At 70.9% G+C, this 26,486-nt stretch carries 25 protein-coding genes; 17 read left to right on the top strand and 8 right to left on the bottom strand.

Features of this window, described 5'->3' with window-relative positions:
• From ACZ6B8_RS10965 to ACZ6B8_RS10920, 10 genes are all read left to right on the top strand, one after another.
• A complete protein-coding gene (locus ACZ6B8_RS10965; protein WP_471073008.1) occupies nt 1–1,287 on the top strand; it encodes a beta-ketoacyl-[acyl-carrier-protein] synthase family protein in 1,287 nt (428 codons plus the stop codon).
• Nucleotides 1,284–2,522, top strand: coding sequence for a beta-ketoacyl-[acyl-carrier-protein] synthase family protein (locus ACZ6B8_RS10960; RefSeq protein WP_471073011.1), 1,239 nt, complete (start codon nt 1,284–1,286; stop codon nt 2,520–2,522). The genes ACZ6B8_RS10965 and ACZ6B8_RS10960 overlap by 4 nt, the downstream gene beginning before the upstream one ends.
• Entirely contained in the window at nt 2,501–3,001 is a 501-nt protein-coding gene (locus tag ACZ6B8_RS10955) for a holo-ACP synthase (protein WP_471606998.1), read from the top strand. The genes ACZ6B8_RS10960 and ACZ6B8_RS10955 overlap by 22 nt, the downstream gene beginning before the upstream one ends.
• Before the next feature lie 9 nt (nt 3,002–3,010).
• The gene (locus ACZ6B8_RS10950; protein ID WP_471073017.1) at nt 3,011–3,265 is read left to right on the top strand and encodes an acyl carrier protein; all 255 of its coding nucleotides are present in this window, start codon (nt 3,011–3,013) and stop codon (nt 3,263–3,265) included.
• 4 nt (nt 3,266–3,269) lie between these two features.
• A complete protein-coding gene (locus ACZ6B8_RS10945) occupies nt 3,270–3,725 on the top strand; it encodes an SRPBCC family protein (protein ID WP_471073020.1) in 456 nt (151 codons plus the stop codon).
• Between the two features lie 147 nt (nt 3,726–3,872).
• Entirely contained in the window at nt 3,873–4,856 is a 984-nt protein-coding gene (locus tag ACZ6B8_RS10940) for a carbohydrate kinase family protein (RefSeq protein WP_471606997.1), read from the top strand.
• Nucleotides 4,853–5,389, top strand: a complete 537-nt coding sequence (locus ACZ6B8_RS10935) for a methyltransferase family protein (protein ID WP_471073026.1) — start codon at nt 4,853–4,855, stop codon at nt 5,387–5,389. Before ACZ6B8_RS10940 ends, ACZ6B8_RS10935 begins: the two co-directional genes overlap by 4 nt.
• A gap of 16 nt (nt 5,390–5,405) precedes the next feature.
• Nucleotides 5,406–6,215: a cyclase family protein gene (locus tag ACZ6B8_RS10930; protein WP_471606996.1), complete on the top strand. Its 810-nt coding sequence runs from the start codon at nt 5,406–5,408 to the stop codon at nt 6,213–6,215.
• A gap of 45 nt (nt 6,216–6,260) precedes the next feature.
• Nucleotides 6,261–7,541, top strand: a complete 1,281-nt coding sequence (locus ACZ6B8_RS10925; RefSeq protein WP_471073032.1) for an acyltransferase domain-containing protein — start codon at nt 6,261–6,263, stop codon at nt 7,539–7,541.
• Nucleotides 7,542–7,561: 20 nt separating this feature from the next.
• On the top strand, nt 7,562–8,149 hold the full coding sequence (locus tag ACZ6B8_RS10920) for a TetR/AcrR family transcriptional regulator (protein ID WP_471073035.1): 588 nt from the start codon (nt 7,562–7,564) through the stop codon (nt 8,147–8,149).
• A 29-nt stretch (nt 8,150–8,178) separates the two neighbouring features.
• Here ACZ6B8_RS10920 and ACZ6B8_RS10915 read toward each other — a convergent pair whose 3' ends face one another.
• The 4 genes from ACZ6B8_RS10915 to ACZ6B8_RS10900 all read right to left on the bottom strand — a co-directional run bounded on the left by ACZ6B8_RS10915 (nt 8,179) and on the right by ACZ6B8_RS10900 (nt 12,420).
• Nucleotides 8,179–9,384: an FAD-dependent oxidoreductase gene (locus tag ACZ6B8_RS10915; RefSeq protein WP_471606995.1), complete on the bottom strand. Its 1,206-nt coding sequence runs from the start codon at nt 9,382–9,384 to the stop codon at nt 8,179–8,181.
• Between the two features lie 50 nt (nt 9,385–9,434).
• Nucleotides 9,435–10,982: a DHA2 family efflux MFS transporter permease subunit gene (locus ACZ6B8_RS10910; protein WP_471606994.1), complete on the bottom strand. Its 1,548-nt coding sequence runs from the start codon at nt 10,980–10,982 to the stop codon at nt 9,435–9,437.
• A 131-nt stretch (nt 10,983–11,113) separates the two neighbouring features.
• Nucleotides 11,114–11,773: a response regulator gene (locus tag ACZ6B8_RS10905; RefSeq protein ID WP_471073044.1), complete on the bottom strand. Its 660-nt coding sequence runs from the start codon at nt 11,771–11,773 to the stop codon at nt 11,114–11,116.
• A gap of 341 nt (nt 11,774–12,114) precedes the next feature.
• Nucleotides 12,115–12,420, bottom strand: a complete 306-nt coding sequence (locus ACZ6B8_RS10900) for a 4a-hydroxytetrahydrobiopterin dehydratase (protein ID WP_471606993.1) — start codon at nt 12,418–12,420, stop codon at nt 12,115–12,117.
• 117 nt (nt 12,421–12,537) lie between these two features.
• Between ACZ6B8_RS10900 and ACZ6B8_RS10895 the strand changes: the two genes are divergently transcribed.
• On the top strand, nt 12,538–13,389 hold the full coding sequence (locus ACZ6B8_RS10895; protein WP_471606992.1) for a helix-turn-helix domain-containing protein: 852 nt from the start codon (nt 12,538–12,540) through the stop codon (nt 13,387–13,389).
• On the opposite strand, the gene ACZ6B8_RS10890 is transcribed toward ACZ6B8_RS10895, so the two are convergent.
• Nucleotides 13,386–13,829 carry a hypothetical protein gene (locus tag ACZ6B8_RS10890; protein ID WP_471606991.1) on the bottom strand — a complete coding sequence of 148 codons (444 nt, stop codon included), beginning with the start codon at nt 13,827–13,829 and terminating at the stop codon, nt 13,386–13,388. The genes ACZ6B8_RS10895 and ACZ6B8_RS10890 overlap by 4 nt on opposite strands.
• A 233-nt stretch (nt 13,830–14,062) precedes the next feature.
• Here ACZ6B8_RS10890 and ACZ6B8_RS10885 point away from each other — a divergent pair, with 233 nt between their 5' ends.
• From ACZ6B8_RS10885 to narI, 4 genes are read left to right on the top strand one after another with little or no spacing between them, the layout of a single operon-like run.
• Nucleotides 14,063–17,746: a nitrate reductase subunit alpha gene (locus ACZ6B8_RS10885; protein ID WP_471606990.1), complete on the top strand. Its 3,684-nt coding sequence runs from the start codon at nt 14,063–14,065 to the stop codon at nt 17,744–17,746.
• Nucleotides 17,746–19,404 (top strand): nitrate reductase subunit beta, encoded by a 1,659-nt coding sequence (gene narH / locus ACZ6B8_RS10880; protein ID WP_471606989.1) that lies wholly within the window; start codon nt 17,746–17,748, stop codon nt 19,402–19,404. Before ACZ6B8_RS10885 ends, narH begins: the two co-directional genes overlap by 1 nt.
• Nucleotides 19,401–19,979, top strand: a complete 579-nt coding sequence (gene narJ, locus ACZ6B8_RS10875) for a nitrate reductase molybdenum cofactor assembly chaperone (protein WP_471606988.1) — start codon at nt 19,401–19,403, stop codon at nt 19,977–19,979. The genes narH and narJ overlap by 4 nt, the downstream gene beginning before the upstream one ends.
• Nucleotides 19,976–20,698: a respiratory nitrate reductase subunit gamma gene (gene narI, locus ACZ6B8_RS10870; protein WP_471073063.1), complete on the top strand. Its 723-nt coding sequence runs from the start codon at nt 19,976–19,978 to the stop codon at nt 20,696–20,698. The genes narJ and narI overlap by 4 nt, the downstream gene beginning before the upstream one ends.
• A 29-nt stretch (nt 20,699–20,727) precedes the next feature.
• On the opposite strand, the gene dnaK is transcribed toward narI, so the two are convergent.
• The 3 genes from dnaK to ACZ6B8_RS10855 form a co-directional block, all read right to left on the bottom strand.
• The gene (gene dnaK, locus ACZ6B8_RS10865) at nt 20,728–22,635 is read right to left on the bottom strand and encodes a molecular chaperone DnaK (protein WP_471606987.1); all 1,908 of its coding nucleotides are present in this window, start codon (nt 22,633–22,635) and stop codon (nt 20,728–20,730) included.
• A 149-nt stretch (nt 22,636–22,784) separates the two neighbouring features.
• On the bottom strand, nt 22,785–23,210 hold the full coding sequence (locus ACZ6B8_RS10860) for an OsmC family protein (protein WP_471073069.1): 426 nt from the start codon (nt 23,208–23,210) through the stop codon (nt 22,785–22,787).
• Nucleotides 23,211–24,311: 1,101 nt separating this feature from the next.
• Complete coding sequence (locus tag ACZ6B8_RS10855) at nt 24,312–25,112, bottom strand: SAM-dependent methyltransferase (RefSeq protein ID WP_471073075.1); 801 nt, start codon at nt 25,110–25,112, stop codon at nt 24,312–24,314.
• Between the two features lie 131 nt (nt 25,113–25,243).
• Here ACZ6B8_RS10855 and ACZ6B8_RS10850 point away from each other — a divergent pair, with 131 nt between their 5' ends.
• Together ACZ6B8_RS10850 and ACZ6B8_RS10845 are read left to right on the top strand one after the other, a co-directional pair.
• Entirely contained in the window at nt 25,244–25,642 is a 399-nt protein-coding gene (locus ACZ6B8_RS10850; RefSeq protein WP_471073078.1) for a VOC family protein, read from the top strand.
• 124 nt (nt 25,643–25,766) lie between these two features.
• Nucleotides 25,767–26,441, top strand: coding sequence for a LysE family translocator (locus ACZ6B8_RS10845; protein WP_471606986.1), 675 nt, complete (start codon nt 25,767–25,769; stop codon nt 26,439–26,441).
• The last annotated feature ends 45 nt before the right edge of the window (nt 26,442–26,486 follow it).

Here is a 26,486-nt window from a genome sequence, read left to right as displayed (position 1 = left end):
ATGCGAGAAGTGGTCGTCACCGGGCTCGGCGTCATCAGCCCGGCCGGAATAGGGAAAGAAGCCCTCTGGGAAACCGTTTCGGCAGGGAAGAGCGTCACCAAATCCCTGTCGGACATCACGAGTTCCGATCTGTTCGGGGATTTCGACTTCGTGTCCGACGCGGTGGCCGAAGTCCCCGGATTCGAGGACCAGGTGCCGGCGCTGCCCACCGAGGTGCAACGGCTCGACCGGTATGTGCAGTTCGCGGTCGCCGCGGCGCTCCAGGCGATGGGGGACGCCGGGCTCGAGGCCGGTGACTACGCCGCCGAGCGGACCGGCATCTCCCTGTCCACCGCCATCTGCGGCACCCCCAAGATGGAGCAGGAGTTCCTCGCGGTCACGGACCGGGGCCGGGGTCCCATCGACCCCGCCAAGGCCGGCCGCGATCTGTATCTCGCGTCCATGTCGAACACCCCGGGTGCCATCCTCTCGGCCCTGCTCGGCACCCAGGGGCCGTGCGTGACGCTGTCCACCGGGTGCATCGGCGGGATCGACGCCGTCGGCCACGCGGTGGAGGCGATCCAGTACGGCGAGGCGGACGTGATGATCGCCGGTGCCAGCGAGGCGCCCATCACCCCGGTGACGGTGGCCTCCTTCGAGATCATCAACTGTCTTTCGCGCGCCCACGCGGACCGGCCGGAGGCGGCCTCGCGGCCCTATGACGCGGGGCGCGACGGTTTCGTGCTCGGCGAGGGCTGCGGCATCGTCATCCTCGAGGAGCGCGAACACGCGCTGCGCCGCGGCGCCACCCCGTACATGGAGATCAACGCCTTCTCGCACACCTCCAACGCCGTGCACATGACCGACCTGCTCTCCGACGGCGCCGACCTGACCCGAGCCATGACCCAGGCCGTCGAGCGGTCCGGGCTCACCCCCGCCGACATCGATCACGTCAGCTCGCACGGCAGCTCCACCCCGCAGAACGACACCTGTGAGACCAGTGCGCTCAAGCTCGCCCTCGGCGACCGGGCCCGAGAGGTCCCGGTGAACTCGGCGAAGTCCATGCTGGGCCACGCGCTCGCCGCGGCCAGTGCCATGGAGATCGTGCTCTGCGCGCTGGCCTGCGAGCGGTCCTTCGTCCATCCCACGGCCAACTATGAGACGCCCGACCCCAGTTGTGACCTCGACTACGTGCCGGGGACCGGCCGGCCCTGGAACGGTGAAGTGATCCTCAAGGACGCCAGCGGATTCGCCGGGCTGCACGCCGCGATGGTCGCCCGCGCCGTACGGGAAGGAGCGGCACGATGAGTGTCGTCATCACCGGGATCGGTGCCGTCACCCCCGCGGGCACGGGCATGGAACCCCTGTGGCGCAGCGCCCGTGACGGGGTCGCGCGGCTCACGACGATCGACCGCTTCGACGCCTCGGACTACGCGTGCCCGGTCGCCGGTCAGGCCGACTTCGACGCACGCGCCGAACTGCCCTCCCGGTTCGTCAAGCGCACCGACCGCTTCACGCACCTCGCCGTGCACGCGGTGCGCCAGGCACTGGCCGAGGCCGGCGTGCGCGTCGGCGAGGACGTGGCGCCCGAGCGCACCGGCGTGATGGTCGGAAACGTGCTGGGCGGCTGGGAGTTCGCCGAGCGCGAGCTGCGCAGGCTGTGGACCGACGGCCCACGCGCGGTCAGCCCGTACCAGGCCACGGCCTGGTTCCCGGCGGCCCCGCAGGGCAACATCTGCATCGACCAGGGCATCAAGGGCCCGGCCCGCACCTTCGTCGCGGACCGGGCGAGTGGGGCGTACGCCCTGATCGGCGGCGCCGAGGCGCTGCTGCGCGGCAGGGCCGACGTGGTGCTCGCGGGCGGGGTCGAGGCGCCGCTGTCGCCGTACGGCTGGCTGTGCCTGGAGACCAGCGGGCTCAACGCCAAACCCCGGGCCGCGCTCGCCCCGCACGAGCTGTACCGGCCCTTCGACGCCGGGCACACCGGCAGCGTGTTTGCCGAAGGCTCCGTCTTCCTGGTGCTGGAACGCCGGGAGCACGCCGAGCGGCGCGGCGCCGTCATCCACGGGGAGCTGGCCGGCTGGGGAGTGAGCAGCGACGGCTACATGCCGTACTACACGGTCGAGCCGACCGGGCAGGTGCTCGGCCGCGCCATGCGCGCCGCCACCGAGCGCGCCGGCATCACCGGCGAGCAGCTCGGCGCGGTCCTCGGGCACGGCTCGGCCATTCCCTTCGAGGATGTCACCGAGGCGTACGCGCTGCACGAGGCGTTCGGCCCCACCGCGGACCGGCTGCCCTTCACCGTGCCCAAGTCGGGCTTCGGCCACCTCCTCGGCGCGGCCGCCCCCGCCGACGCGGCACTCGCGCTGTACGGCATGCGCGACGGCCTGGTCCCGCCCACCGTCAACCTGGACAGGACCGCGCCGGGGGTCGACCTCGACCTCGTAAGGGACACCGCGCGGCCGGTACGGGACTGGGAGCACACCCTGGTGGTCTCCCGCGGTCTGGGAGGGGTCAACGCGTGTCTGCTGCTGCGGCGTTGACCGCGCTCGGGGGCGTGGAAAGCGCTCTGGCGGTGGGGATCGACGTGGTCGGCGCCGAGCGGCTCGGCACGATGGTGGCGCGCCGCGGGCAGCCGCTGCGGGACCGGCTCTTCACCCCCGCCGAGCAGGCGCTGTGCGAGGGCGCGTCGCCGCGCTACCGGACGTACTGCATGGCCGGCCGCCTCGCGGCCAAGGAGGCGGTGCGCAAGGCCCTCGGCGCGCACGGCCGCGGCGTCGGCTGGCTGGAGGTGGAGATCGGCCGTGCCGAGTCGGGTGAGCCGATCGCCGGGCTGTCCGGGCGGGCTCAGGAGGCCTTCTGCCGTGCCGGGTTCAGTGGGTTCCGGCTGAGCATCGCGCACGAGGCCGGGGTGGCCGTGGCGATCGCGCTGGCGCTGGGAGCTCCCGGCGGCACGGACATCTCCGGGAGTGCCGCCGTGGGCGGCGCCCTCGGGGCCGGTGACAACACGGACGAGAGGTAAGGGGAGTTCATGGACATCCACCAGGAAGTGGTCTCCGTCATGGAGGGCATCGGGTTCCAGAAGGAGGAGCTGGCGCCGGACAAGCGGCTGGCGAAGGACCTCGGCATCGACTCGACCGAGCTGGTGGAGATCGTGGTCGCGCTGGAGGAGCACTTCCACATCTCCATCGACGCGGACGCCGAGGACGGTTTCACGACCGTGGCCGATCTGGTCGACCGCGTCGACCAGATGCTGTCCGCCGGCGCGCACCCGAGGAAGGACTGACGCCATGCCCAGGATCGAGAACAGCATCGTCATCGAGGCGGCTCCCGAGCTGGTCTTCGACATCACCAACGACATCGAGCGCTGGTCGGAGATATTCGACGAGTACAGCCACGCCAAGGTGATCTCACAGGAGAACGAGGGCCGTTGGACCGAGATCGTCTTCGAGCTCACCAACGCGGAGGGGGCGACGTGGCGCTCCTGGCGGCTGCTCGACCACCGCGAGCTGACCGCGGTCGCCGAGCGCCGCGACCCGCTCTACCCCTTCCGCTACATGCATCTGAAGTGGACCTGCGCACCGGTCCCCGGCGGAACCTCGATGACCTGGATCCAGGACTTCGAACTCGACGAGAAGTTCGACGTCCCGCTGGCGACCGTGCTCGACCGGATGCAGCTGCACACCAGGCAGAACCAGGCCGGCATCAAGCAGAAGATCGAATCCGGAGCCGTGCCGGCCACCTGACGGACCCGCTCCGGCCACCGTCGCGCGCAGGCAGCCGCCCCCACCTCTTCACCGGGTGGCCGCCTGCCCGCTCCCGCCCCGACCCCGGCGGGACACGTCACCCGGAGCCCCGCCTCGTACCGCTTTCCCGCCCTCAGGAGGCGCCAGGTGCGCATCGCCGTCACCGGAACCATCGCAACGGACCATCTGATGCACTTCCCGGGCCGCTTCGCCGACCAGCTCCTGCCCGACCGGCTGCACGCCCTGTCCCTGTCCTTCCTCGTCGACCGGCTCGAGATGCGGCGCGGCGGAGGAGCGGCCAACATCGCCTACGGCATGGGCCGGCTGGGCCTGGCCCCCACGCTGGTCGCGGCGGTGGGCACGGACTCCTCCGACCACCAGATCTGGCTGAAGCAGCACGGGGTCGACGTCGACTCGCTCCTGGTCGTACCGGGCGAGCCCACCGCCCGCTTCGTGTGCACGACCGACGTGGACCATCAACGGATCGGCGCCTTCTACCCCGGCGCGATGCGGGCGGCCTGCACCATCTCCCTGCAGGGCGTCGTGGAGCGGGTCGGCGGCCTCGACCTGGTGATGATCTCGCCCAACGACCCCGCGGCGATGCTCCGGCACACCGAGGAATGCCGCACCTCGGGCCTGCCCTTCGCCGCCGATCCGTCCCGGCGGATCGCGGGCATGAACCGCCAGGACGTCCAGTTCCTGCTCGACGGCGCCCGGTATCTGTTCGCCAACGAGTACGAGGCGGCGCTCCTCCAGGAGAGCACGGGCTGGAGCGCGCTGCGCATCCTCGAACGGGTCGGCGTCCGGTTCACCACGCTCGGGGCGGCGGGCGTGCTCGTCGAGCGGGCGGGCCAGGAGCCGTTCGTCGTTCCCGCGATCCCCGAGGTGTCGGCCCCCGACCCGACCGGCGCGGGGGACGCGTTCCGGGCCGGGCTGCTCTCCGCGCTCGCCCGCGGCGTCTCGCTCCGGACCGCCACCCAACTCGGGTGCGCCCTGGCGTCGTTGGCCATGGAGTCGGTCGGGACACAGGAGTACGTACCGAGTGCGCGGTCCCTCGCCGGCCGCATCCGCGGTGCCTACGGCGAGGAGGCGCTGGCCGCCGCTGCGCCCGTCCTCGCGGAGACGTCGTGAGCGCCGGACGCCTGGCCCGTCCCGCGCCCGTACTGATCCCGCTGGTCACCGCGGGGTTGGTGCCGGCACTGCTCGGTCTGCTGCTGCCCGGGCCCGGCCTGCCGGTGCCGGGCGTGCCGCGGCTGGCCGGCGGGGGCGTCCTGGTGCTGCTCGGCGGCTGGATGACCGCGGACTCCGTGGACCGGGTCTATCTGCGTCAGCGCACACCTCTGGGCGACCGGCCGCCGGAACACCTGGTCCGCTCGGGCTGGTACCGGGTCGTCAGGAACCCGATGGCGGCCGGGATGACGCTGCTCCTCATCGGCCTGGCGCTGTGGTGGTCCGCGTCGTCCGTCCTGTGCTGGGCCGCCTTCGTCCTCACCGTCTCCTGTGTGGCCGTGGTGCGCGTCGAGGAGCCGAGCCTGCTGGACACCTTCGGTGCGCAGTACGCCGCCTACCGGCGTGAGGTGGCCGGGTGGATCCCGTACGCCCCGAGACCGCGCTCCGCGAAAGCTGTGCCGTACGCCACCGATCCCCGGCCGGACAAGGACTAGCAGCAAAGGATCAGCAGTGTATGTCGATCTGAGCATTCCAATCAGTCGCCGGGCGCCCGGCGTGGAATTCGAGCGGTGGCTGCACCGGGACGGAATCCGCCATCTGACCAGGCGGATCAGGGCGTTGCCCGGCGACAGCCGACGCGAGCGCCGCGTCAACTACTGGCGGTGGCTGACCGGCAGACGCCGCCTGAGGGAGGAGGACGTGCCCGGGGGCTGCTTCCTGTCGAACGAGTTCTACCGGATGTCCGTGCACCAGGGCACGCACGTGGACGCGCCCTTCCACTACGGACCCGAGTGCGAGGGCCGGCCCGCGAAGAAGGTCACGGAGCTGCCGCTGGAGTGGTTCAGCGGACCGGGGGTCGTCCTCGATGTGCGCGGATGCGGAGGGAGCGTCGGCGAGCGCGACGTAAAGGAGGCGCTCCGCACGGCCGGTCGCGCGGTGGGCCCCGGCACGGTGGTGCTGTTCCGTACCGACTCGGACCTGCGACTCGGCAGCGCCGCCTACTACACGGAGTCGACCGCGATCTCCCCGCCCGCCGTCGACCATCTGCTGGATCTCGGCGTGAAGGTGCTCGGCACGGACTGCTGGAGCTTCGACGGGCCCGCCCGCCACATGGTGGAGGAGTTCTTCCGCACCCGCGACCCGCACGCACTGTGGCCCGCCCACATGCACGGCAGGAAGCGCGAGTTCATCCAGATCGAAGGGCTGGCCCGGCTGCGCGAGCTGCCACCGGGGCCCTTCACCTTCATGGCCTTCCCGATCGCCCTGGCCGATGCCGGTGCCGCCTGGTGCCGTGCGGTGGCCGACACGGAGACGGGGTAAGGGGGACCCGCCCGTGACGCGCACGCCCGCGGAGGAGAGCTGTCGATGACCACGCACACCACGCATCTGCTGCCGCTCTCGGCGGCCACCGCGGACGCACTCGCGGACCGCGCCCTCGCTGCCGTGCGCTCACTGTCGGCGCCCGGCGCCGCCTCCCCCGGCGAACTGTGCGTCACCGCCGCCGCGGCCCGGCACGACACCCACCGGCTCGCGGTGACCGGACATGACGCCGAGGAGTTGACGGCAGGCCTGCGGGCCTACCTCGACGGCACCACGGCGCGCGGGGTGTCGGCCGGAGCGGCCCGCGCGGGCGGACCGCGCGTCGCGTTCCTGTTCAGCGGTCAGGGTGCGCAGTTCCTCGGCATGGGGCACGGGCTCTACCGCACGGCGCCGGTGTTCCGGTCCGTCGTCGACCGCTGCGCCGAGGCGGCCCGGCCCTTCCTCGGCCACCCGTTGCGGGAACTGCTCGATCCAGGGTCGGGGCGGGGCGACGCCGTGCACCGGCTGGTGGCCGCCGCGCTGGGCACGTTCAGTGTGAGCCTCGCGCTCACCGCCCTGTGGCGCAGCTGGGGCATCGAGCCCACCGCCGTGCTCGGGTTCAGCTCGGGCGAGTACACCGCGGCGTGCTGCGCCGGGGTCCTCTCCCCCGAGGCGGCGATACGGCTGCTCGGCACCGAGGCCTCACTGGCGGCGCGGGTGACGGACGGCGCGATGGCGGTGGTCACCCTCGACGAGGCCGCGGCACGCGAACTGCTCGCGGACGGTACGGAAGCGGTGGACGTCGCCGCGGTCGTCTCGGAGCACGAGGTGTCGCTCTCCGGGGAGATCGGGGCGCTGACCAGGCTGACGGAGCGCCTGGAGGCGAACGGTGTCCGGGTGAGCGGGCTGCCCGTGCCGCAGGGCCTGCACTCCCGGCTCCAGGAGCCGGCGCTCGACGAGTTGGCCGAGGCCACAAGCACGGTCGCCTTCGCGGCGCCGCGGATTCCGCTGGTCTCCACGGTGACCGGCACGGTGGTGGACGCCTCAGCGCTGAGCGAGCCGGGGCACTGGCGCCGCCACATGCGCGGCCCGGTCCGCTTCCTCGACGCGATCCGGGCCCTGGACGGCCTGGGCCCCGACACCTACGTCGAAGCAGGTCCCGGGCGGGCGCTGGTCGGTCTCGGTGCCCGCTGTCTGCCGGGCGGTGGACGGCAGTGGCTGGCTTCCCTCGGGCGCAGCACCGACGGCCGCGGCCCGATGCTCGACAGCCTCGGCAGGCTCTACACCGCGGGAGCGCCGGTGCGCTGGTTCGGTGGTGTCCATCCCGAGGGCCCGGGCGGCCGATAGCCGTCGTTACACTGGCTTGAATGGCTCAGGAGAATACGACCCGACCGTCGCCGGGACGCCCGCGCAGCGCGGAAGTGTCCCGGGAAATCGTCGCGGCCGCACTGAAATTGCTGCGCGAGCGGGGCCCTCAGGGGGTCACGATCGAGGCCGTGTCTCTTTATTCGGGCTCCGCGAAGACCACGATCTACCGCCGGCACAAGAACCGCTATGAATTGCTGCGGGCGTCGCTCGCGTTCGTCGAAGGCATGCCGGAGCCTTCATCCGACCTGTCGGCCCGGGAACGGGTGGCCGAGTTGCTGAAGCAATTCAGGTACGGCCTGGAGGAGGTCGTGGGACTGCGCGCTCTGGCCGCCCTCCTGCACGGCGACGAAGACCCGGAATTCACACGCGCTTTCCGTGAAGGCGTGCTCCAGCCGCGGCTCGACATTCTGCTCGGGGCGCTGCAGGCAGGCGTGCGCGACGGCGAACTGCGCCCGGACGCCGATTACCAGACGGTGGTCACCATGATGGCCGGATCGTTCATCGCCCGTTCCGCGGTCCAGGGCTCCGTGCCCGCCGACTGGGCCGACAGCGTGCTCGACACGATCTGGCCCGCTCTGCGGGCCTGACGGCGGACCGCATCACCGGCACGGGCCGGTCAGCCTTCGCCGACCCGTTCCGAACGCAGCCCGACCCCGATGAAGTGGGCGGTCCAGCGGCTCAGGAAGGGGAACCTCCGCACGAGGCGCGCCGCGAGCGGCCGTTCGACCGTGGAGTGCCGGTCCTTGGGGTAGAGGTCGGCGAGCATGTGGACCTGCGCCAGTTGCATGGCGCGGACCGGGAACGCACGGCGACGCTGGACACGGGAGAGCTCCTTCCGGGTGGGCCGTCGGCCGGCGCGCAGGACCGGCCCCAGCATCCGGGCCGCGGCCACCCCGTCCTGCACCGCGAGGTTGATCCCGACTCCACCCGCGGGCGACATCGCGTGCGCGGCGTCTCCGATGCACAGCAGCCCCCGGCGGTACCAGGTGCGGAGCCGGTCGACGCGGACGCTCAGCAGCTTCACCTCGTTCCAGTCGTCGATCTCCGCACGCAGCCGGCCGGCGAACTCCGCGTGTATGGCGGTCACATCGGCGTGCAGCCGACCGAGGCCCTCCCGCCTGACGGTTTCGTACTGGCCCTGTGGGATGACGTACGCGATCTGCCAGTAGTCGCCGCGGTCGATGGTGATCAGCACGAAGCCCGATCCCGTGTGCAGGAAGCTCATGGTCTCGTCAGGTCGCCGGCTCAGCCGGAACCAGAGCACGTCCATGGGCGCCCCGCCGGAGACGACGGGGAGGCCGACGGCCCGTCGCATGGTCGAGTGCCGGCCGTCGGCGGCGATGACGAGGTTCGTCCGGAACTCCAGGGGCCCGTCGGGGGTCTCGGCACGGACGCCTCGCACCTCGTCGCCCTCGCGGATCACCTCGACGGCCTCCGCCTTCTGGATCAGCCGGAAGCCGGGCAGCTCCGCCGCCTTGCGGGCCAGGAAGTCGAGCACGTCCCACTGGGGCATGAACGCGATGTACGGGTAACGGCCGCCGAGCTTGGAGAAGTCCGCGAAGTCGGTGGGCCCGGCCGGGGTCTCCACCGTGATGGTGGAGACCTTGGTGTGCGGAATCTGCAGGAACTCGTCGATCAGGCCGAGTTCCTCGAAGATCCGCAGGGTCGAGGGGTGCACGGTGTCCCCGCGGAAGTCGCGCAGGAAGTCGCCGTGCTTCTCCAGGACGACTACGTCCACTCCTTGTCGGGCGAGCAGGAAACCCGTCATCATTCCGGCGGGCCCGCCGCCGACGACGCAGGCCTGGATCTGTTCGGTCTTCATTCGTCGGGCTCCTGGGTGTGGGTGGCCGGGTGGTCGGTCCGGTGCCGTGCTCAGTGCCCCGCCGTCATCGCCAGGCGCTCGCCGTCCGGGTCCGACGTGTCGATGTCCCGGCTCCTGATGAGAGGCAGCACGGCGACCGCCCCGGTGAACGCGACGACGGCCGCGACGATCAGGATCGAGTTGAGGCCGTCGATGAAGCCGGCCTCTGCGGCGTGCGAGAACACTCCTCGCTGCCTGGGTGGAAGCCTGCCGATCACCTCGCCGACCTGGCCCGACGACACGGCGTGCGACAACTCGTCGGCCCGGCCGGACAGCGGCGTGCCGGACAGTTCCTCACGCACTCCGTCGCGCACCCGGTCGGCGAAGACGGCGCCGAGGGACGCGATGCCCACGGCGATGCCCAGGGAGCGGCAGGTGTTGCTCAGGCCGGAGGCGATGCCTGCCCTCGACGGTTCGACCGCGCCCATCGCCGCGGCCACCACGTTGGGGTTGACCAGGCCGACGCCGAGACCGGTGACGAGTTGCCCGGCGAGCAGCGCGGTCCATGCGTCGCCCACGTCGAGGCCGCCCATCAGGAGCAGGCCGACACCGATGCAGGCGAGGCCCGACGAGACCAGCCAGCGCGCGGGCAGTACGGTGCCGAGCCGCGCGGCGAGTGCGGAGGCCACGAAGATCGACAGGGTGAGCGGCAGCAGGCGCAGTCCCGCCGCGAGCGGTTCGAGACCGAGCACCGTCTGCAGATAGAGCGTCAGGTACAGCAGCAGCGCGAAGGCGGTGGCGCTCATCGCGAGGACGCCGACGCTGGCGCCCGTGGTGGTGATCCGGGTGAAGACGCTGCCCGGCAGCATCGGGTCGCGCCGGGACCGCTCGACGAGGACGAACAGGACGAGTCCGCCGGCCGCGACCACGAAGGCGCCCACCACCTGGAAGCTGCTCCAGCCCTCCTCGTTGGCCCGGAGCAGGGCGAAGGAGAGCGAGCCGAGGGCGGTGCCGAGGGTGAGGAAGCCCGGCCAGTCGATGCGGCCCGCGGACGGTGCCCTGGATTCGTCCACCCTGGTCACGGTGGCGATCAGGGCCAGCGCACCGACCGGCAGGTTGACCAGGAAGATCCACCGCCATCCCGCGCCCTCGACCAGCAGGCCGCCGGCGAGCGGTCCCACCGCGAGAGCGGCCCCGCTGACCGCTCCCCAGACGGCGAGCGCCAGATGCCGGTCCTTGCTCTCCGGGTAGGCGGCGGCGAGCAGGGCGAGCGAGGTGGCGAGCATGGCGGCGCCGCCCACCCCCTGAAGCGCGCGCGCCAGGATGAGCAGCAGCGGATCACCGGCCACACCGCACAGGAAGGAGGCGACGCAGAACAGCACCATCCCCCAGGAGAAGAGGGCGCGCCGCCCGAACTTGTCGGCGAGTGAGCCCGCCGTGAGCAGGGCGGCGGACAGCGCGACCGCGTAGGCGGCGACGACCCACTGCAGATCGGTGAGCGTCGCGTCGAGGGCGCTCTCGATCTCGGGCAGAGCGATGTTCACGATGGTGACGTCGAGCAGCAGCATGAAACTGCCGACACACACCACACCCAGCGTCCACCAGCGGCTGCGTGCCATGGCCCCCTCCCCTCAGACAGGGTCCCCTTGCGTCCGGCGGGCTCCCATTTAAATACGATACGAGGAGCGTAGCGTATTTAGGAACGAGGCGGCAAGGCGTTCCGAAGGGGACGCAGGCACGGCGGGGAGAACTACGACTCGGCGGGCAGATCGGCCGGCTGGCCCAGGAAACGCTTGGCGTACAGCACGGTCTGCACCCGGTTCGGCGTGCCGAGTTTGGCGTAGATGCGGCTGAGGTAGTTCCGGACGGTCTTCGGGCTGATGCCCAGGAACTTGGCGATGTGCCCGGTCTCCTGGTCATCGGCGACCAGGGACAGGATCTGCCGCTCGCGCTCGGTGAGCCGGGCGAGCGGGGAGCCGCCCGCGACGGGCCGCTCGGACACGAGCCCGAGGACGTGCGCGGCGGTCTCGGACGACAGGGCCACCCCCTCCCGGTGCACCGTGAGCAGAGCGGTGCGCAGCTCGCTCGCACCGATGGTGCGCGGCAGGTAGGCGTTGGCGCCGGCCTGGAACGCCTCCCGCACATAGACCGGCTGCTGATGGGAGGTCAGGATGACGATCCGCGTGTGGCTGAAGTCCCGGCGAATCGCGCGGGTCGCCCCGACACCGCCCATGCCCGGAACGCCGAGACCCATCAGAACGATGTGCGGGAAGTGCAGCCGCATCTGGCGCAGCGCCGACGGGCCGTCGCAAGCGAGCGAGACCACGGAGAACTCCGCGAATCCCTCCAGGAGCTTGCATAATCCCTCGATGACGATCTTTTCGTTGTCGACCAGCAGAACCTTTATCATCCGAGCAGCCCCCGTGACTTGGATTCCTTCATCGCTGAATTATGCGTCTGCGGAACAGAGTACCGCACACTTCAATCAACTCCCTTGGGGCGTGGTGAATTTAGCCACCCGAGACGCTGCGTTACAGCGGAATTCTCGATTCCTATTTCACCGGAATTTACCATTCCTATTCCAGCGGAGATCTCGCCCGGAGCCCCTCTCCCGCCCCGATTCCCCCGCCACGGGAAGGGATCGCGCGATTTCGCATACAAGTTCGCATGCGACCGGGCACTCCGTCGAGGGGCGACCAATGCTCCCTTCCGCACCTTCAGTAACTCATTCCCCATAAAGGTGAGCCGGATCTACACGGCGCCGTGACCGGGCGCCAACCCCTCGACCCTGCGCGCGAGTTCGAAGTCGAGGTCGGTGAGCGCGCCGCCCGCGCTGTGCGTGTTCACGGCCAGCCGGACGGTGTTGTAACCGAGCGTCAGGTCGGAGTGGTGGCCGAGCTCCTCCTGCGTCCGGGCGATGTGGACGACGAGGCCGGTCGCGGCGAAGTGCGTGCCGAGCCGGTAGGAGCGGGTCAGCCTGCCGTCCGCCACGGACCAGCCGGGAAGCTCGGCGAGGCGGTCCTCGATCTCCTTCTGCGAGAGCGGTTCGGGGTTCATGGGCGGCCACGCTCCTTCGGCGACGGGGTGAGTGCGTCTCGGCGGCCGGGGAGCCGGCCCCGGCCTCACCTTGCCACACGGGGTTCGCCATCCGGGGCCTTCGATTACCGTCTCCGTATGACGACCGCCGCGCGCGCCACGGGGACCACCAGAGGCAGGGGCAAGGGGAACACCGCCGGCCAGGCATCCGGAGTGGGACCGCTGCTGCGCGGCTGGCGCGAGCGGCGCCGGATGAGCCAGCTGGACCTGGCACTGCGCGCCGACTCCTCCGCCCGGCACATCAGCTTCGTCGAGACGGGCCGGTCGCGCCCGAGCGAGGAGTTCCTGCTGCGCCTGGCCGACCACCTCGACGTACCGATGCGGGAGCGCAACTCCCTTCTCCTGTCCGCCGGTTACGCTCCCCGCTACCGGGAGACCCCGCTGGACGACCCGTCCATGGGCACCCTGCGCGAGGGCCTCGAACAGCTCCTCGCCGGGTACGAGCCCTATCCGGCGCTGGTGGTCGACGCGACGTACGGCGTGATCGCGGCGAACCGCGGCATCGCGATGATGCTCGACGGGATCCCCGAGCACCTCCTGACCCCGCCCCTCAACGCGATGCGCCTCACGCTCCACCCGGAGGGCCTCGCCCCCCGGATCCGCAATCTGCGCGAGTGGCGGGGCCATCTGCTGCACCAGATGGAGCGGCAGATCGCGCTGCGGCGCTCCGACGCGCTGCGGGAGGTGTACGAGGAGGTGGCGGCGTACCCGGTGGCGGATCCCGGCGTGGACGCCTTCGAGGCGGGGACGGACGTGCCCTACTTCGCGCTGCCGCTGCGGATCGAGCACGACGGGCACGTGCTGTCGTTCATCTCGTCGATCTCGACCTTCAACACCCCGATGGACGTGACGGTCGCCGAGCTGGCCATCGAGACGCTGCTCCCGGCCGACCCGGCGACGGCCAAGTATCTGCGGAGCCACCTGCCCTAGCGCCGGTCCCGCCGAGCCGGCAGCTCCCGCAGCGCCACGTACTGCGCCGCTGCGAAGGCGCCCACGACCACGGCCTGGAGCGGGATCCACACCGCGCCGGCCGCGCCGGGCGACAGCCAGGCGAACAGCGCGACGACGCTGAGCACGGCCCAGCCGGTGTTCGTCTCGACGACCGCCCGCACGGCGGCCCCGGGCGGGCTCTTGCGGGCGGCGAGCAGCCCGACGCCCGCGGCGTACAGGACGAGGCCGATCCCGAGGCCGCGGAGCAGCCCGGAGTCGACGCCGAGGAAGTCGCCGAGCGGCCCCGGGGCGACGGCGTACGCGAGACCGTTGCCGCCGGTGACGACCGCGTCCAGGCCGAGGAAGCGGCGCAGCATCGTCGTCGGGTCGGTGGTACGGGCCAGAGCGGTGAGCGGGTGGGTGAGCGTGGACGTGGCCATGACGAAGTACCTCCGGGCGGAGACGGATGTCGGGTGCCGGACCCGGTCCGGAGTGCGCCGGACCGGATCCGTGGACACCACTGTGTCCGTCCGGCGTGACCTGGTCGATTACGTCGCGGGTAAGGCGGGGACCGGTCCGCAGGGGCCCCCGCAACCCGTACGGCGGCGGCCGACAGGTGCCCCATGGGTCCCGCGCCTAGGTTCGGTGGGAGGCAGACCTAGGGAGCTCCACGGTGACAGAGACGACCGAGCCCGCCGCCGCCCTGCTGCGGGCGGGGAAGTTCTTCCGGCGCGGCACCCCCGCCCCCGACCTGCACAGCGTGCGGCTGACCGGTGGCCGGGACGCGGACGCCTTCTACCGGGACCGGTGGAGCCACGACAAGGTCGTGAACTCCACGCACGGCGTGAACTGCACCGGCTCCTGCCGCTGGAAGGTGTACGTCAAGGACGGCATCATCACCTGGGAGACGCAGGCGACGGACTACCCGAGCGTCGGCCCCGACCGCCCCGAGTACGAGCCGCGCGGCTGCCCCCGGGGCGCCGCGTTCTCCTGGTACACGTACTCCCCCACGCGCGTCCGCTACCCGTATCTGCGTGGCGTCCTGGTGGACATGTACCGGGAGGCGAAGGCGCGGCTCAGGGATCCGGTGCTCGCCTGGGCGGACATCCAGGGCGATCCGGAGCGCCGCCGGACGTATCAACAGGCGCGCGGCAAGGGCGGGTTGGTGCGGGCGAGCTGGGACGAGGCGGTCGAGATCATCGCGGCCGCGCACGTCCACACCATCAAGACGTACGGGCCCGACCGGGTCGCCGGCTTCTCCCCCATCCCCGCGATGTCGATGGTGTCGCACGCGGCCGGGGCCCGTTTCATGAGCCTCATCGGCGCGCCGATGCTCTCCTTCTACGACTGGTACGCCGACCTGCCGGTCGCCTCCCCGCAGGTCTTCGGCGACCAGACCGACGTGCCGGAGTCGGGTGACTGGTGGGACGCCGCGTATCTGATGATGTGGGGCTCCAACGTGCCGGTGACGCGGACGCCGGACGCGCACTGGATGGCCGAGGCGCGCTACCGCGGCCAGAAGGTCGTGGTGGTGGCGCCCGACTACGCGGACAACGCCAAGTTCGCCGACGAGTGGCTGCACCCGCATCCGGGCACCGACGGGGCGCTGGCCATCGCCATGGGCCACGTGATCCTGAAGGAGTTCTTCGTCGACCGGTCGACGGAGTTCTTCACCGACTACGTCCGCAGGTTCACCGACCTGCCCTTCCTGGTGACCCTGACCGAGCGGGACGGCGCGTACGTCCCCGCGAAGTTCCTGCGCGCCACCGACCTCGGCGAGGAGGGAGAGGGCGGCGACTGGAAGACGGCGGTGCTCGACGCGAACACGGGCCGGCCCGCCGTGCCGAACGGGTCCCTCGGCTTCCGCTGGACCGAGTCCGGCAAGGGCAGGTGGAACCTGGAGCTCGGCGGCATCGAGCCGCAGCTGTCCCTGCACGGCTCGGACGTGGCGACCGGCGTCGAGGTGCTGCTGCCGCGCTTCGACACCGAGGGCGGCACGCACGGCCAGGGCCGCGGCGAGGTCGTGCGGCGCGGCGTGCCCGCCACCCGGCTCGGCGGGCAGGGCGGGCCGCTGGTCACCACGGTCTTCGACCTGCTGCTCGCGCAGTACGGGGTGGGGCGCGAGGGTCTCCCGGGCGCCTGGCCCGCCTCGTACGAGGACGCGGACACCCCCGGCACGCCCGCCTGGCAGGAGGCGCACACCTCCGTCCCGGCCGCCAAGTGCGTCAAGATCGCACGGGAGTTCGCGGCGACGGCGGAGAAGTCCCGCGGCCGCTGCATGATCCTGATGGGCGCCGGCACCAACCACTGGTTCCACTCGGAGACGATCTACCGCTCCTTCCTCGCGCTGCTCCAGCTCACCGGCTGCCAGGGCCGCAACGGTGGCGGCTGGGCGCACTACGTCGGGCAGGAGAAGTGCCGCCCGGCGACCGGCTGGGCGACGCTGGCGAGCGCCAACGACTGGAGCAGGCCGCCGCGGCAGATGATCGGCGCCGCGTACTGGTTCCTCAACACCGACCAGTGGCGCTACGACCGGTTCGCCGCGGACGTCCTCGCCTCGCCGCTGGGTGAGGGCCGGTTCGCCGGGATGACGGGCGCCGACTGTCTCGCGCTGTCCGCGCGGACCGGCTGGATGCCGTCGTACCCGACGTTCGACCGCAACTCCCTCGACCTGGGCGCGGCGCAGGGCGATCCGGTGGCGGGCGCCGTCGACGAACTCAAGGCGGGCACCCTCAAGTTCGCCTGCGAGGACCCCGACGCCCCCGAGAACTGGCCGCGCGTGCTGACCCTGTGGCGCGCCAACCTGCTCGGCTCGTCGGCGAAGGGCGCCGAGTACTTCACCAAGCACCTGCTCGGCACCCACTCCTCGCTGCGCGCCGAAGAGGCGGCTCCCGACGAGCGCCCGTCCACGGTGACCTGGCGCGACGAGGCCCCCGAGGGCAAGCTCGACCTGCTCGTCTCCCTGGACTTCCGGCAGACCTCGTCGACGCTCCTCTCGGACGTGGTGCTGCCCGCGGCCACCTGGTACGAGAAGCACGATCTGTCGACCACGGACATGCACCCCTACGTGCACTCCTTCACGCCGGCCGTCGACCCGCCCTGGCAGGCCCGCACCGACTTCGACACCTTCCGCGCCATCGCCGACCGGCTCAGCGAGCTCTCGGTGGACCACCTCGGCGTGCGCAAGGACCTGGTCGCCACCGCGCTCCAGCACGACACGCCCGGCGAGACCGCGCAGCCCGGCGGGGTCGTCCTGGACTGGCGCAAGGGTGAGTGCGAGGCCGTCCCGGGCAGGACGATGCCGAACCTCACCGTCGTGGAGCGCGACTACACCGCGATCGGCGCGAAGTTCGCCGCGCTCGGCCCGCTGGTGGAGAAGCTCGGGCTGCCGGTGAAGGGCATCTCCTTCCACCCCGACCAGGAGGTCGACGACCTGCGTGAGCGCAACGGCGTCGTGCGCGGCGGGCCCGCGGACGGCCGGCCCGCCCTGGACACGGCGGTGAAGGCCGCCAACACCATCCTCGCGCTGTCCGGGACGACCAACGGCCGCCTCGCCACGCAGGGCTTCCACACCCTGGAGGAGCGCACCGGCCAGGAGATGGCGCACCTCGCCGCCGAGCACGAGGGCAAGCGCATCACGTACGCCGACACGCAGGCCGCGCCCGTCCCGGTGATCACCTCTCCGGAGTGGTCCGGCAGCGAGTCCGGCGGGCGCCGCTACACGGCGTTCACGCTCAACACCGAGCACCTCAAGCCCTGGCACACCCTCACCGGACGCCAGCACTTCTTCATCGACCACGACTGGATGCACGAGCTGGGCGAGGCGATGCCCGTCTACCGGCCGCCGCTCGACATGAACCGGCTCTTCGGCGAGCCACGGCTCGGCGCGGACGGGGAGAAGGAGGTGACGGTCCGTTACCTCACGCCGCACAACAAGTGGTCGATCCACTCCGAGTACCAGGACAACCTCTTCATGCTGTCGCTCTCGCGCGGCGGCCAGTGCATCTGGATGGCGCCGCAGGACGCGGACGCGATCGGGGTGCGGGACAACGACTGGATCGAGGCGGTCAACCGCAACGGCGTGGTGGTGGCCCGCGCCGTCGTCTCGCACCGCATGCCGGCCGGCACCGTCTTCATGCACCACGCGCAGGAGCGCACCGTGAACGTCCCCAAGGCGGAGGCCACCGGCAAGCGGGGCGGCATCCACAACTCGCTGACCCGGCTGATCCTCAAGCCGTCCCATCTCATCGGCGGATACGCGCAGTTGTCCTGGGCCTTCAACTACCTCGGCCCGACGGGCAACCAGCGCGACGAGGTGACGGTCATCCGCCGCCGCAGCCAGGAGGTGCAGTACTGATGCCCCGAGGCCGAGCCGACGGCGGACGACGCGTCATGGCCCAGATCGCGATGGTCATGAATCTCGACAAGTGCATCGGGTGCCACACCTGCTCGGTCACCTGCAAACAGGCGTGGACCAACCGCGACGGCATGGAGTACGTCTGGTTCAACAACGTCGAGACCCGCCCCGGGCAGGGCTATCCGCGCCGCTACGAGGACCAGGAGAAGTGGCGCGGCGGCTGGGAGCTGAACAAGAAGGGCGCCCTGAAGCTCAAGAACGGCGGCCGCGTCAAGTCGCTCCTGGAGATCTTCTCCAACCCCAAGCTCCCGGAGATCAAGGACTACTACGAGCCCTGGACGTACGAGTACAAGAACCTCACCGACGCCCCGCTGGGCGACGACTACCCGGTGGCCGAGCCGCGTTCGCTGATCTCCGGCAAGCCCATGAAGATCGAGTGGTCCTCCAACTGGGACGACAACCTCGGCGGCACCACCGAACACGGCCATCTGGACCCCATGGTCGCCAAAACCCGCGAACAGGCGGCGGAGAAGGTGAAGTTCGCCTTCGAGCAGACCTTCATGTTCTATCTGCCGCGCATCTGCGAGCACTGCCTGAACCCGTCGTGCGTGGCGTCGTGCCCGTCCGGCGCGATGTACAAGCGCTCCGAGGACGGCATCGTCCTCGTCGACCAGGACCACTGCCGGGGCTGGCGCAAGTGCGTCACCGGCTGCCCGTACAAGAAGGTCTACTTCAACCACCGCACCGGCAAGGCCGAGAAGTGCACCATGTGCTACCCGCGTGTCGAGGTGGGCCTGCCGACGGTCTGCTCGGAGACGTGCGTCGGCCGGCTGCGCTACCTCGGTGTGATCCTGTACGACCCCGACAAGGTGACGGCGGCCGCCTCCGAGCCCGACGAGCACAAGCTGTACGAGGCCCAGTTGGGCGTCTTCCTCGACCCCGACGACCCCGAGGTGCGCCGCGACGCGGAGCGGTCCGGGATCTCCCACGACTGGATCGAGGCGGCCCGCCGCTCCCCCGTGCACGCGCTCATCAGCAAGTACAAGGTGGCGCTCCCGCTGCACCCGGAGTACCGCACCATGCCGATGGTCTGGTACATCCCGCCGCTCTCCCCCGTCGTGGACGCGCTCACCGAGACCGGCCACGACGGCGAGGACCTGGGCAATCTGTTCGGCGCCATCGACACGCTGCGCATCCCCCTGGAGTACCTCGCGGAGATCTTCACGGCGGGCGACGTCGGCCCGGTGCGGGCCTCCCTGGAGAAGCTCGCCGCGATGCGGGCGCACATGCGGGCCATCAACCTCGGCGACCGGCCGGACGACGCGACCGCGCGGGCGGTGGGGATGTCGGGCACCGAGATCGAGGAGATGTACCGGCTGCTCGCCATCGCCAAGTACGAGGACCGGTACGTCATCCCGACGGCGGCCGTCGCCGACGCCCAGCGCCTGGAGGAGTCGGCCCTGCCGGACTCCTGCAGCCTCGACTACGAGGGCGGGCCCGGCATGGGCGACGACGGGCCCTTCGGGCAGGACTCCGGCCGCCGCCAGCTGCCGCTGGTCACCATCGAGAACTTCCACGCGCTGCGCGCCCGGCAGACCGCCGACGAACAGCCCAGCGCGGCCGAGAAGGCCCACGCGGCCAAGGAGGACGACGAGTGACCCGGCACGCCCTGCTCTACCAGGCCGCGGCGCACTGCCTGGCCTATCCCGACGAGGAGTTCCACGAGCGGCTCCCTCTGCTGACGGCGGCGGCACCCCCGGAACTCGGCGGCTTCCTGGAGTACGCCTGCACCACCGGGCGCCGCGAGCTCGCCGCCCACTACGTGCAGGTCTTCGACTTCAAGAACCGCCACAGCCTGTACCTGAGCTGGTGGCGGGAGGGCGACACCCGGCGGCGCGGCATGGCCCTGGTCCGCTTCAAGGAGATCTACCGCGAGCACGGCCTGGAGTTCACCGACGAGGAGCTGCCGGACTTCCTGCCCGCGGTCCTGGAGTTCTCCGCGCACGCGGGGCCGGTGCTCCTGACGGAACACCGCGGCGGCCTGGAGCTGCTGCGGATCGCGCTCGCCGACTTCGGCACGCCGTACGCGGCCGTCCTGGAGGCGGTGTGCACGACACTGCCCGGGCCCTCGCCCAGGGACCGCGCCGAGGCCCAGGCCCTCGCCCGCTCCGGGCCGCCGCGCGAGGACGTCGGCCTGCGACCCTTCGCACTCATCGGGGAGCGCCCCTCATGAAAACGCTGCTGTGGGGCGTGCTCCCCTACGTCGCCTTCGTCCTGCTGGTCGCGGGCACCGTGTGGCGCTACCGCTACGACAAGTTCGGCTGGACGACCCGCTCCTCCCAGGTGTACGAGTCGAAGCTCCTGAACATCGCGTCGCCGATGTTCCACTACGGCATCCTCTTCGTGCTCGTCGGCCATCTGGTGGGGCTGTTCCTGCCGGAGTCCTGGACGGACAAGGTGGGCCTGAGCGAGCACACGTACCACCTGTTCTCGCTGTACGGGGGCACCGCGGCCGGGGTCCTGCTGGTCCTCGGCATCCTGCTGCTGCTCTACCGGCGGCGGACCAACACCCCGGTGTTCCGCGCGACGACGGCCAACGACAAGCTGATGTACCTGGTGCTGTTCGCGGCGATCGTGCTCGGCATGGTCGCCAAGCTGACGCACGCGTCGGGCGACGGCTACAACTACCGCGAGTCCATCGCCCCGTGGGCGCGCAGCCTCTTCACGCTCCAGCCGGACATCGACCGGATGACGGGGGTGCCGGTGCTGTACGAGATCCACGCGGTGGTCGGGATGGCCCTCATCGCGCTGGTGCCGTTCACCCGGCTCGTCCACATGTTCAGCGCACCGGTGCAGTACCTGTTCCGGCCGTACGTGGTCTACCGCACCAAGGATCCCGAGCGGGTCGGGGCGCGGCCGGACCGGCGGGGCTGGGAGCGGACGGGTTCCTGACCCCACCCGCTCCCCCGCTCCCCTGCCGGTTACGAGGTGGCGCCCTTGTCCCGGTCGCCCCTGTCCCGGTCACCCCCGTCCCGGTCGCTCCCGCTCCGGTCGTCCTCGTCCACGATCTCGGCGTCCACCACGCCCTCCTCGGCGGTGGCCTCCGCGGCCGGCTTCTCCTGGTCGCCGCCCCCGCCGGAGGCCGCGTACATCGCCTGCCCCATCTTCTGGCTGACGGTGGCCAGCTTCTCGGCGCCGGCGCGCAGGGCCGCCGTGTCGTCGGCCCGGTTCTTGAGGAGCTCCTTCAACTCGGCGGCAGTGGCCTCCACTTCGGCCCTCGTGTCGGCGGGCACCTTGTCGGCGTTGTCCCCGAGGAAGCGTTCCGTCTGGTAAACGAGCTGCTCCGCCTGGTTGCGGGTCTCCGCCGCCTCACGCCGCCTGCGGTCCTCCTCCGCGTGCTCCTCGGCCTCGCGCACCATGCGGTTGATGTCGTCCTTGGGCAGCGCGGAGCCGCCGGTCACGGTCATGCGCTGCTCGCGTCCGGTGGCCTCGTCCTTCGCCGAGACGTGCATGATGCCGTTGGCGTCGATGTCGAAGGTGACCTCGATCTTGGGCACGCCGCGCGGGGCGGGCGGGAGTCCGGTCAGGTCGAAGACGCCGAGCTTCTTGTTGTACGCGGCGATCTCCCGCTCGCCCTGGAAGACCTGGATGCCGACGGAGGGCTGGTTGTCCTCGGCCGTGGAGAAGGTCTCCGAACGCCGCGTGGGAATCGTGGTGTTGCGCTCGATGAGCTTGGTCATGATGCCGCCCTTGGTCTCGATGCCGAGGGACAGCGGCGTCACGTCGAGCAGCAGCACGTCCTTGACGTCGCCGCGGATCACCCCGGCCTGGAGCGCGGCGCCGAGCGCCACCACCTCGTCGGGGTTGACGCCCTTGTGCGGGTCCTTGCCGGTGAGCTCCCTGACCAGCTCCGTCACCGCGGGCATCCGGGTGGAGCCGCCGACCAGGATGACGTGGTCCACGGCGGACAGCTCGATGCCCGCGTCCTGCACCGCCTGGTGGAAGGGCTCCTTGCACCGGTCGAGCAAGTCCGCGGTCAGCTCCTGGAACTGGGCGCGGGTCAGCTTCTCCGCGAGGTGCAGCGGGCCCTCGGCCGATGCGGTGATGTAGGGCAGGTTGATGTCGGTCTCGCTCGACGAGGACAGCTCGATCTTCGCCTTCTCGGCGCTCTCCCGCAGGCGTTGCAGGGCCATCTTGTCCTTGGCCAGGTCCACGCCGTGGCCGTTCTTGAACTGGCGGACCAGGTGCTCCACGATCCGCTGGTCCCAGTCGTCCCCGCCGAGCCGGGTGTCGCCGTTGGTGGCCTTCACCTCGATGACGCCCTCGCCCATCTCCAGGAGCGAGACGTCGAAGGTGCCGCCGCCGAGGTCGAAGACGAGCACGGTCTCGTCGTCGCCCTTGTCGAGGCCGTACGCCAGGGCCGCCGCCGTCGGCTCGTTGATGATGCGCAGGACGTTGAGCCCCGCGATCTCGCCGGCCTCCTTGGTGGCCTGGCGCTGGGTGTCGTCGAAGTACGCGGGCACGGTGACCACGGCGTCCCTGACGTCCTCGCCGAGGTAGGACTCGGCGTCGCGCTTGAGCTTCTGCAGGACGCGGGCCGACAGCTCCTGCGCGGTGAGGCGCGTGCCGTCCACGGAGCCGTCCTCGGGGAACCGCCAACCGCCGTCGCCCATGTGGCGTTTGACGGAGCGCGCGGTGCGCTCCACGTTGGTGACCGCCTGCCGCTTGGCGACCTCGCCCACCAGAACGTCGCCGTTCTTGGCGAACGCGACGACCGAGGGCGTGGTGCGGGCCCCCTCCGCGTTGGCGACGACGGTGGGCTCACCGCCCTCCAGTACGGCCACCACTGAGTTCGTCGTACCGAGATCGATCCCGACCGCACGTGCCATGGTCCAGTCCCTTCCGCCGCGAGCTCACGTCCTCGTATCCAGGTCTACTCCGTTCTCCATCACAAAACTTGAGCGGGCCGATGTCAATGCCGCGCGTGACAATGCCGCCACCCCGGAGAGGGGCGGCGGCATCGGCAACGGGCGTCGGCTCAGGCCAGCTTGGCCGAGAGCGTGATGGTGGTGGCCGACAGGGCCTGGCTCACCGGGCAGCCCGCCTTGGCGGTCTCGGCGGCCTCGACGAAGCCGGCCTCGTCGAGGCCGGGCACGACGCCCTCGACGGTGAGGTGGATGCCGGTGATGCCGGTGCCCGGCTGCAGCGTCACGTCGGCGGAGGTGGTGAGCCGGGTGGGCGGGTTGCCCGCGCCGGCCAGGGTGTGCGACAGCGCCATGGCGAAGCAGCTGGAGTGCGCGGCGGCGATCAGCTCCTCCGGGCTGGTCTTGCCGTTCGCCTCTTCGGCGCGCGACGGCCAGGACACCGCCTGCGCCCCGATGCCGGAGGAGTCGAACGTGACGGTGCCCGAGCCCTCCATCAGAGAGCCTTCCCAGACCGTGTGCGCGGAGCGCGTGGTTGCCACGATGCAGTTCCCTTCAGTGCGGTTCATGAGGTTCGGCGCGGTTCCGCGAGCGGAACTTCCGTAGCCGCCATCCGATCACACTCCGGCCCGGATGGGGCTCCTGATGGAGCATCGCATGCGGGTTCGGCGGGTCGCACGCGTGTCCCGTCCGTGTCACCGCCGTTCAGAAGAAGTTCACTCCGGCCGAATCCCACGCGCTCCGCAGTTCGACGCCATCCTTCACGAACCCCCGGCGAGCTGGTAATTGGGCAGTCGTTCCGGCGCTCCGGGCACGAGCAATGGGCGGCGGGTTCCAGCCGCCACGGCGGCCCGCGCAAACGTTACTGCCGGCCCCGCGGATGTACCGATCAACGGCGGGGTGCGCAGAAAACAGCACAGAATGCAGATAAAGCAATGAGGCCCGATCCGCCGAGGAGTCCGCCCGAAAGGTCCACGAGAACATTCCCGGAATTCCCCCGGCCACGCGCGATCCGAAGATCGTGCGGGAGACCTCACCCGAGGCGCTCGGCATCATGAGCACCTTCTAGGACCGCCGGTACGGCGTCGGCGACCAAGGACGAGGCGTGCAAGAAGGTGGAGGTGGAGGTCCGGACGAGGACCAGCCGAGGATCAGCGAGGAGGGACGGCCCAGGAGCAGCGAGGAAGAATGGCAAGCACTGAGGAAAGAGAACGAGAAATCGGCCGCGAAGGCCAAGGCGAGCGGAAACAAGGGGAGCGGGAAGGGGGAAGGCGGCGAGAGCGCCGGCACCCCCGCGGTACGGCTCATCTCGGCGAGCGATCCGTACGCCACCCGATGACCGGCAGAAACCTCAAGGAACTCAAGGTGGCGGAGAGGGCGCCCGTCACCCTCGAACGGGACAGGGAGAAACTGAAGAGGGAATACGAGAAAAAGGCTCCCGACGGGACGGACCGCTATGCCCCCCCCCGGATTCTCCCTGAACAAGGTCCGCTTCGCCGACTTCCCCGACGGGGCGAACGGCGCGGCCCACCACATGGTCCCACACCGTCGAGTTCACGATCTCGAACACGCTCCGCAAGCCCGCAGCCCGCAGCCCGTAGGGGACGGGGCCACCCCGAGCCGGGGCCGCGGCCCCGCGTCCGTCAGCGCTTGCGGGCCACCGCCCCGTACATCGCGATGGCCCCGTCGTCGATGCCTTCCTGCATCGGGCCGGGCCGCCACTTGTGCACCTGGGTGACGCCCGGGTCGAGCAGGTCCATCCCGTCGAAGAAGGACGTGGCGGTCGGCAGGTCGCGCAGCACCATGGGCATGCCCTGCTGCGCGTACTCCTCGGCCACGCGTCCGACCTCCTCCGGGGCGAAGTCGGCGGTGCCGATGGTCAGCGCGAGGAAACTGCCGGACGGCAGCGGGTCGAGCAGCCGCCGTACCAGACGCTGGTCGTCCGGGGGCAGGATGAAGTGCAGGATCCCGATGATCATCAGCCCCACGGGTTCGCCGAGATCGATGAGGGCGCGGAACTCGGGGCTGTCCAGGATGGCGTCCGGGTCATGCATGTCCGCGTCGACGTAGGCGGTCGCGCCCTCCGGGGAGCTCTGCAGCAGGGCGCGGGCGTGGGCCAGGACGATGGGGTCGTTGTCGACGTAGACGACGCGGGACTCCGGCGCGACGTCCTGGGCGACCTCGTGCAGATTGGGGGCGGTGGGCAGACCGGTGCCGATGTCGAGGAACTGGCGGACGCCCTGCTCCTGCGCGAGGTAGCGCCCTGCGCGGTGCATGAACCGCCGGTTCTCCCGCATGTGCACGGGCAGCGCGGGCCAGTGCCGGCACATGACGTCCCCCGCCTCGACGTCGACCAGGTAGTGGTCCTTGCCACCCAGGATGTAGTCGTACACCCGCGCCGAGTGGGCCGTCGACGTATCGATCCGATCGCCTGCGCCATGCATGGGCAACTCCGCTCTTCACCGGTGGACTTGAGCCGTCACTGAACCGTCGGGGGACTACTCGGCTGTCATTGAACTGCAGACGTTACGCCGGGAACCCACCGGGGCCCCACCTGTCTTGTTAGGGTGCGCCGATGTCCTCGACGTCAGCGATCAAGAAATTCCAGGTCACCTTCGACTGCGCGGAACCCGAACGCGTCGCCCGCTTCTGGTGCGAGGCGCTGGGGTACGAGCTTTCGCCGCCCGGCGAGAACGGCGGTGCGTGGGCCGCCTGCGCGGATCCCACAGGGGTGAGCCCGCGGCTGTTCTTCCAACGCGTCCCCGAGGGCAAGACCGTCAAGAACCGCGTGCACCTCGACGTACGGGCCGGCACCGGCCTGGTGGGCGAGGAACGGCTGTCGACGCTCGAAGCGGAGTGCGCACGCCTGGTCGCACTCGGCGCGACCCGCGTGCAACTGCTCCCCGCCGACGAGGAGAACGAGTCCTGTGTCGTGATGCAGGACGTCGAGGGCAACGAGTTCTGCCTCGACTGACCGTGCGCCCGTCCACGTTGTCAGACCCTCGCGGGCAGCACCGTGGATCTCGCGCGCACCCGAAGCCGATCTGCGGGTAAGGGGAGGCCCTGGGCCTGCTCTTGGCGGACGAGACGGAGCGCGAATGTCGGTCGACCTCATCGGTTTCCTCGGCGTGGTGCTGGTGGCGTACGTGGTGCCCGGACCGGACTTCCTGGTGGTGGTCCGGTCGGCGGTCGAGCATCCGGCCAAGGGGCGGGCGGCGGCACTGGGTGCCCAGGCCGGGCTGTGCGTGCACATGCTCGCCGCCGCCGTCGGGCTTTCGGTGATCGCCACCCGCTCACCGGTGGTGTACGACACGATCAAGCTCCTGGGGGCGGCCTACCTGGTCTCCTTGGGAGTGCGCGCAGTGCGCGCCGCCCGACGGGCCGCCCGGGAGCGCGCCGCCGGAGGGAAGGCGCACGGCGTCCGCCCGGACGCCCTTGCTCGACCACCGCGGGCGGAACCACGGTCAGCCGGCGCCCGGTGGCGTTCCGGCTTCACCCAGGGGTTCTTCACCAATGTGCTCAATCCCAAGGCCGCGCTGTTCTTCCTCAGCATCCTGCCGCAGTTCGTCGACGGCGGCGGTTCGATGCCGCGGCAGATCTTCCTGCTCGGCGCCCTGGACGTGCTGATCGGGATCGTCTACTGGTTCATCCTGGTGGCCGTGGCCGCCCGGCTGCGCGCCCTGCTGGCCCGCCCGAGGATCCGGCACCGCTGGGAGCTGACCACCGGCTGGCTGTTCATCGCGATCGGCATCGGCGTCGCGGCGGTCGCCTGACCGGCGATGGGCGCCGACCCTTCGAAGGGGGGGCAGGCCGGGTCG

The organism is Streptomyces sp. NPDC041122, assembly GCF_055592445.1.
Note: the sequence above shows the minus strand (reverse complement) of the source record. Positions and strands in the feature narration are given on the sequence as shown.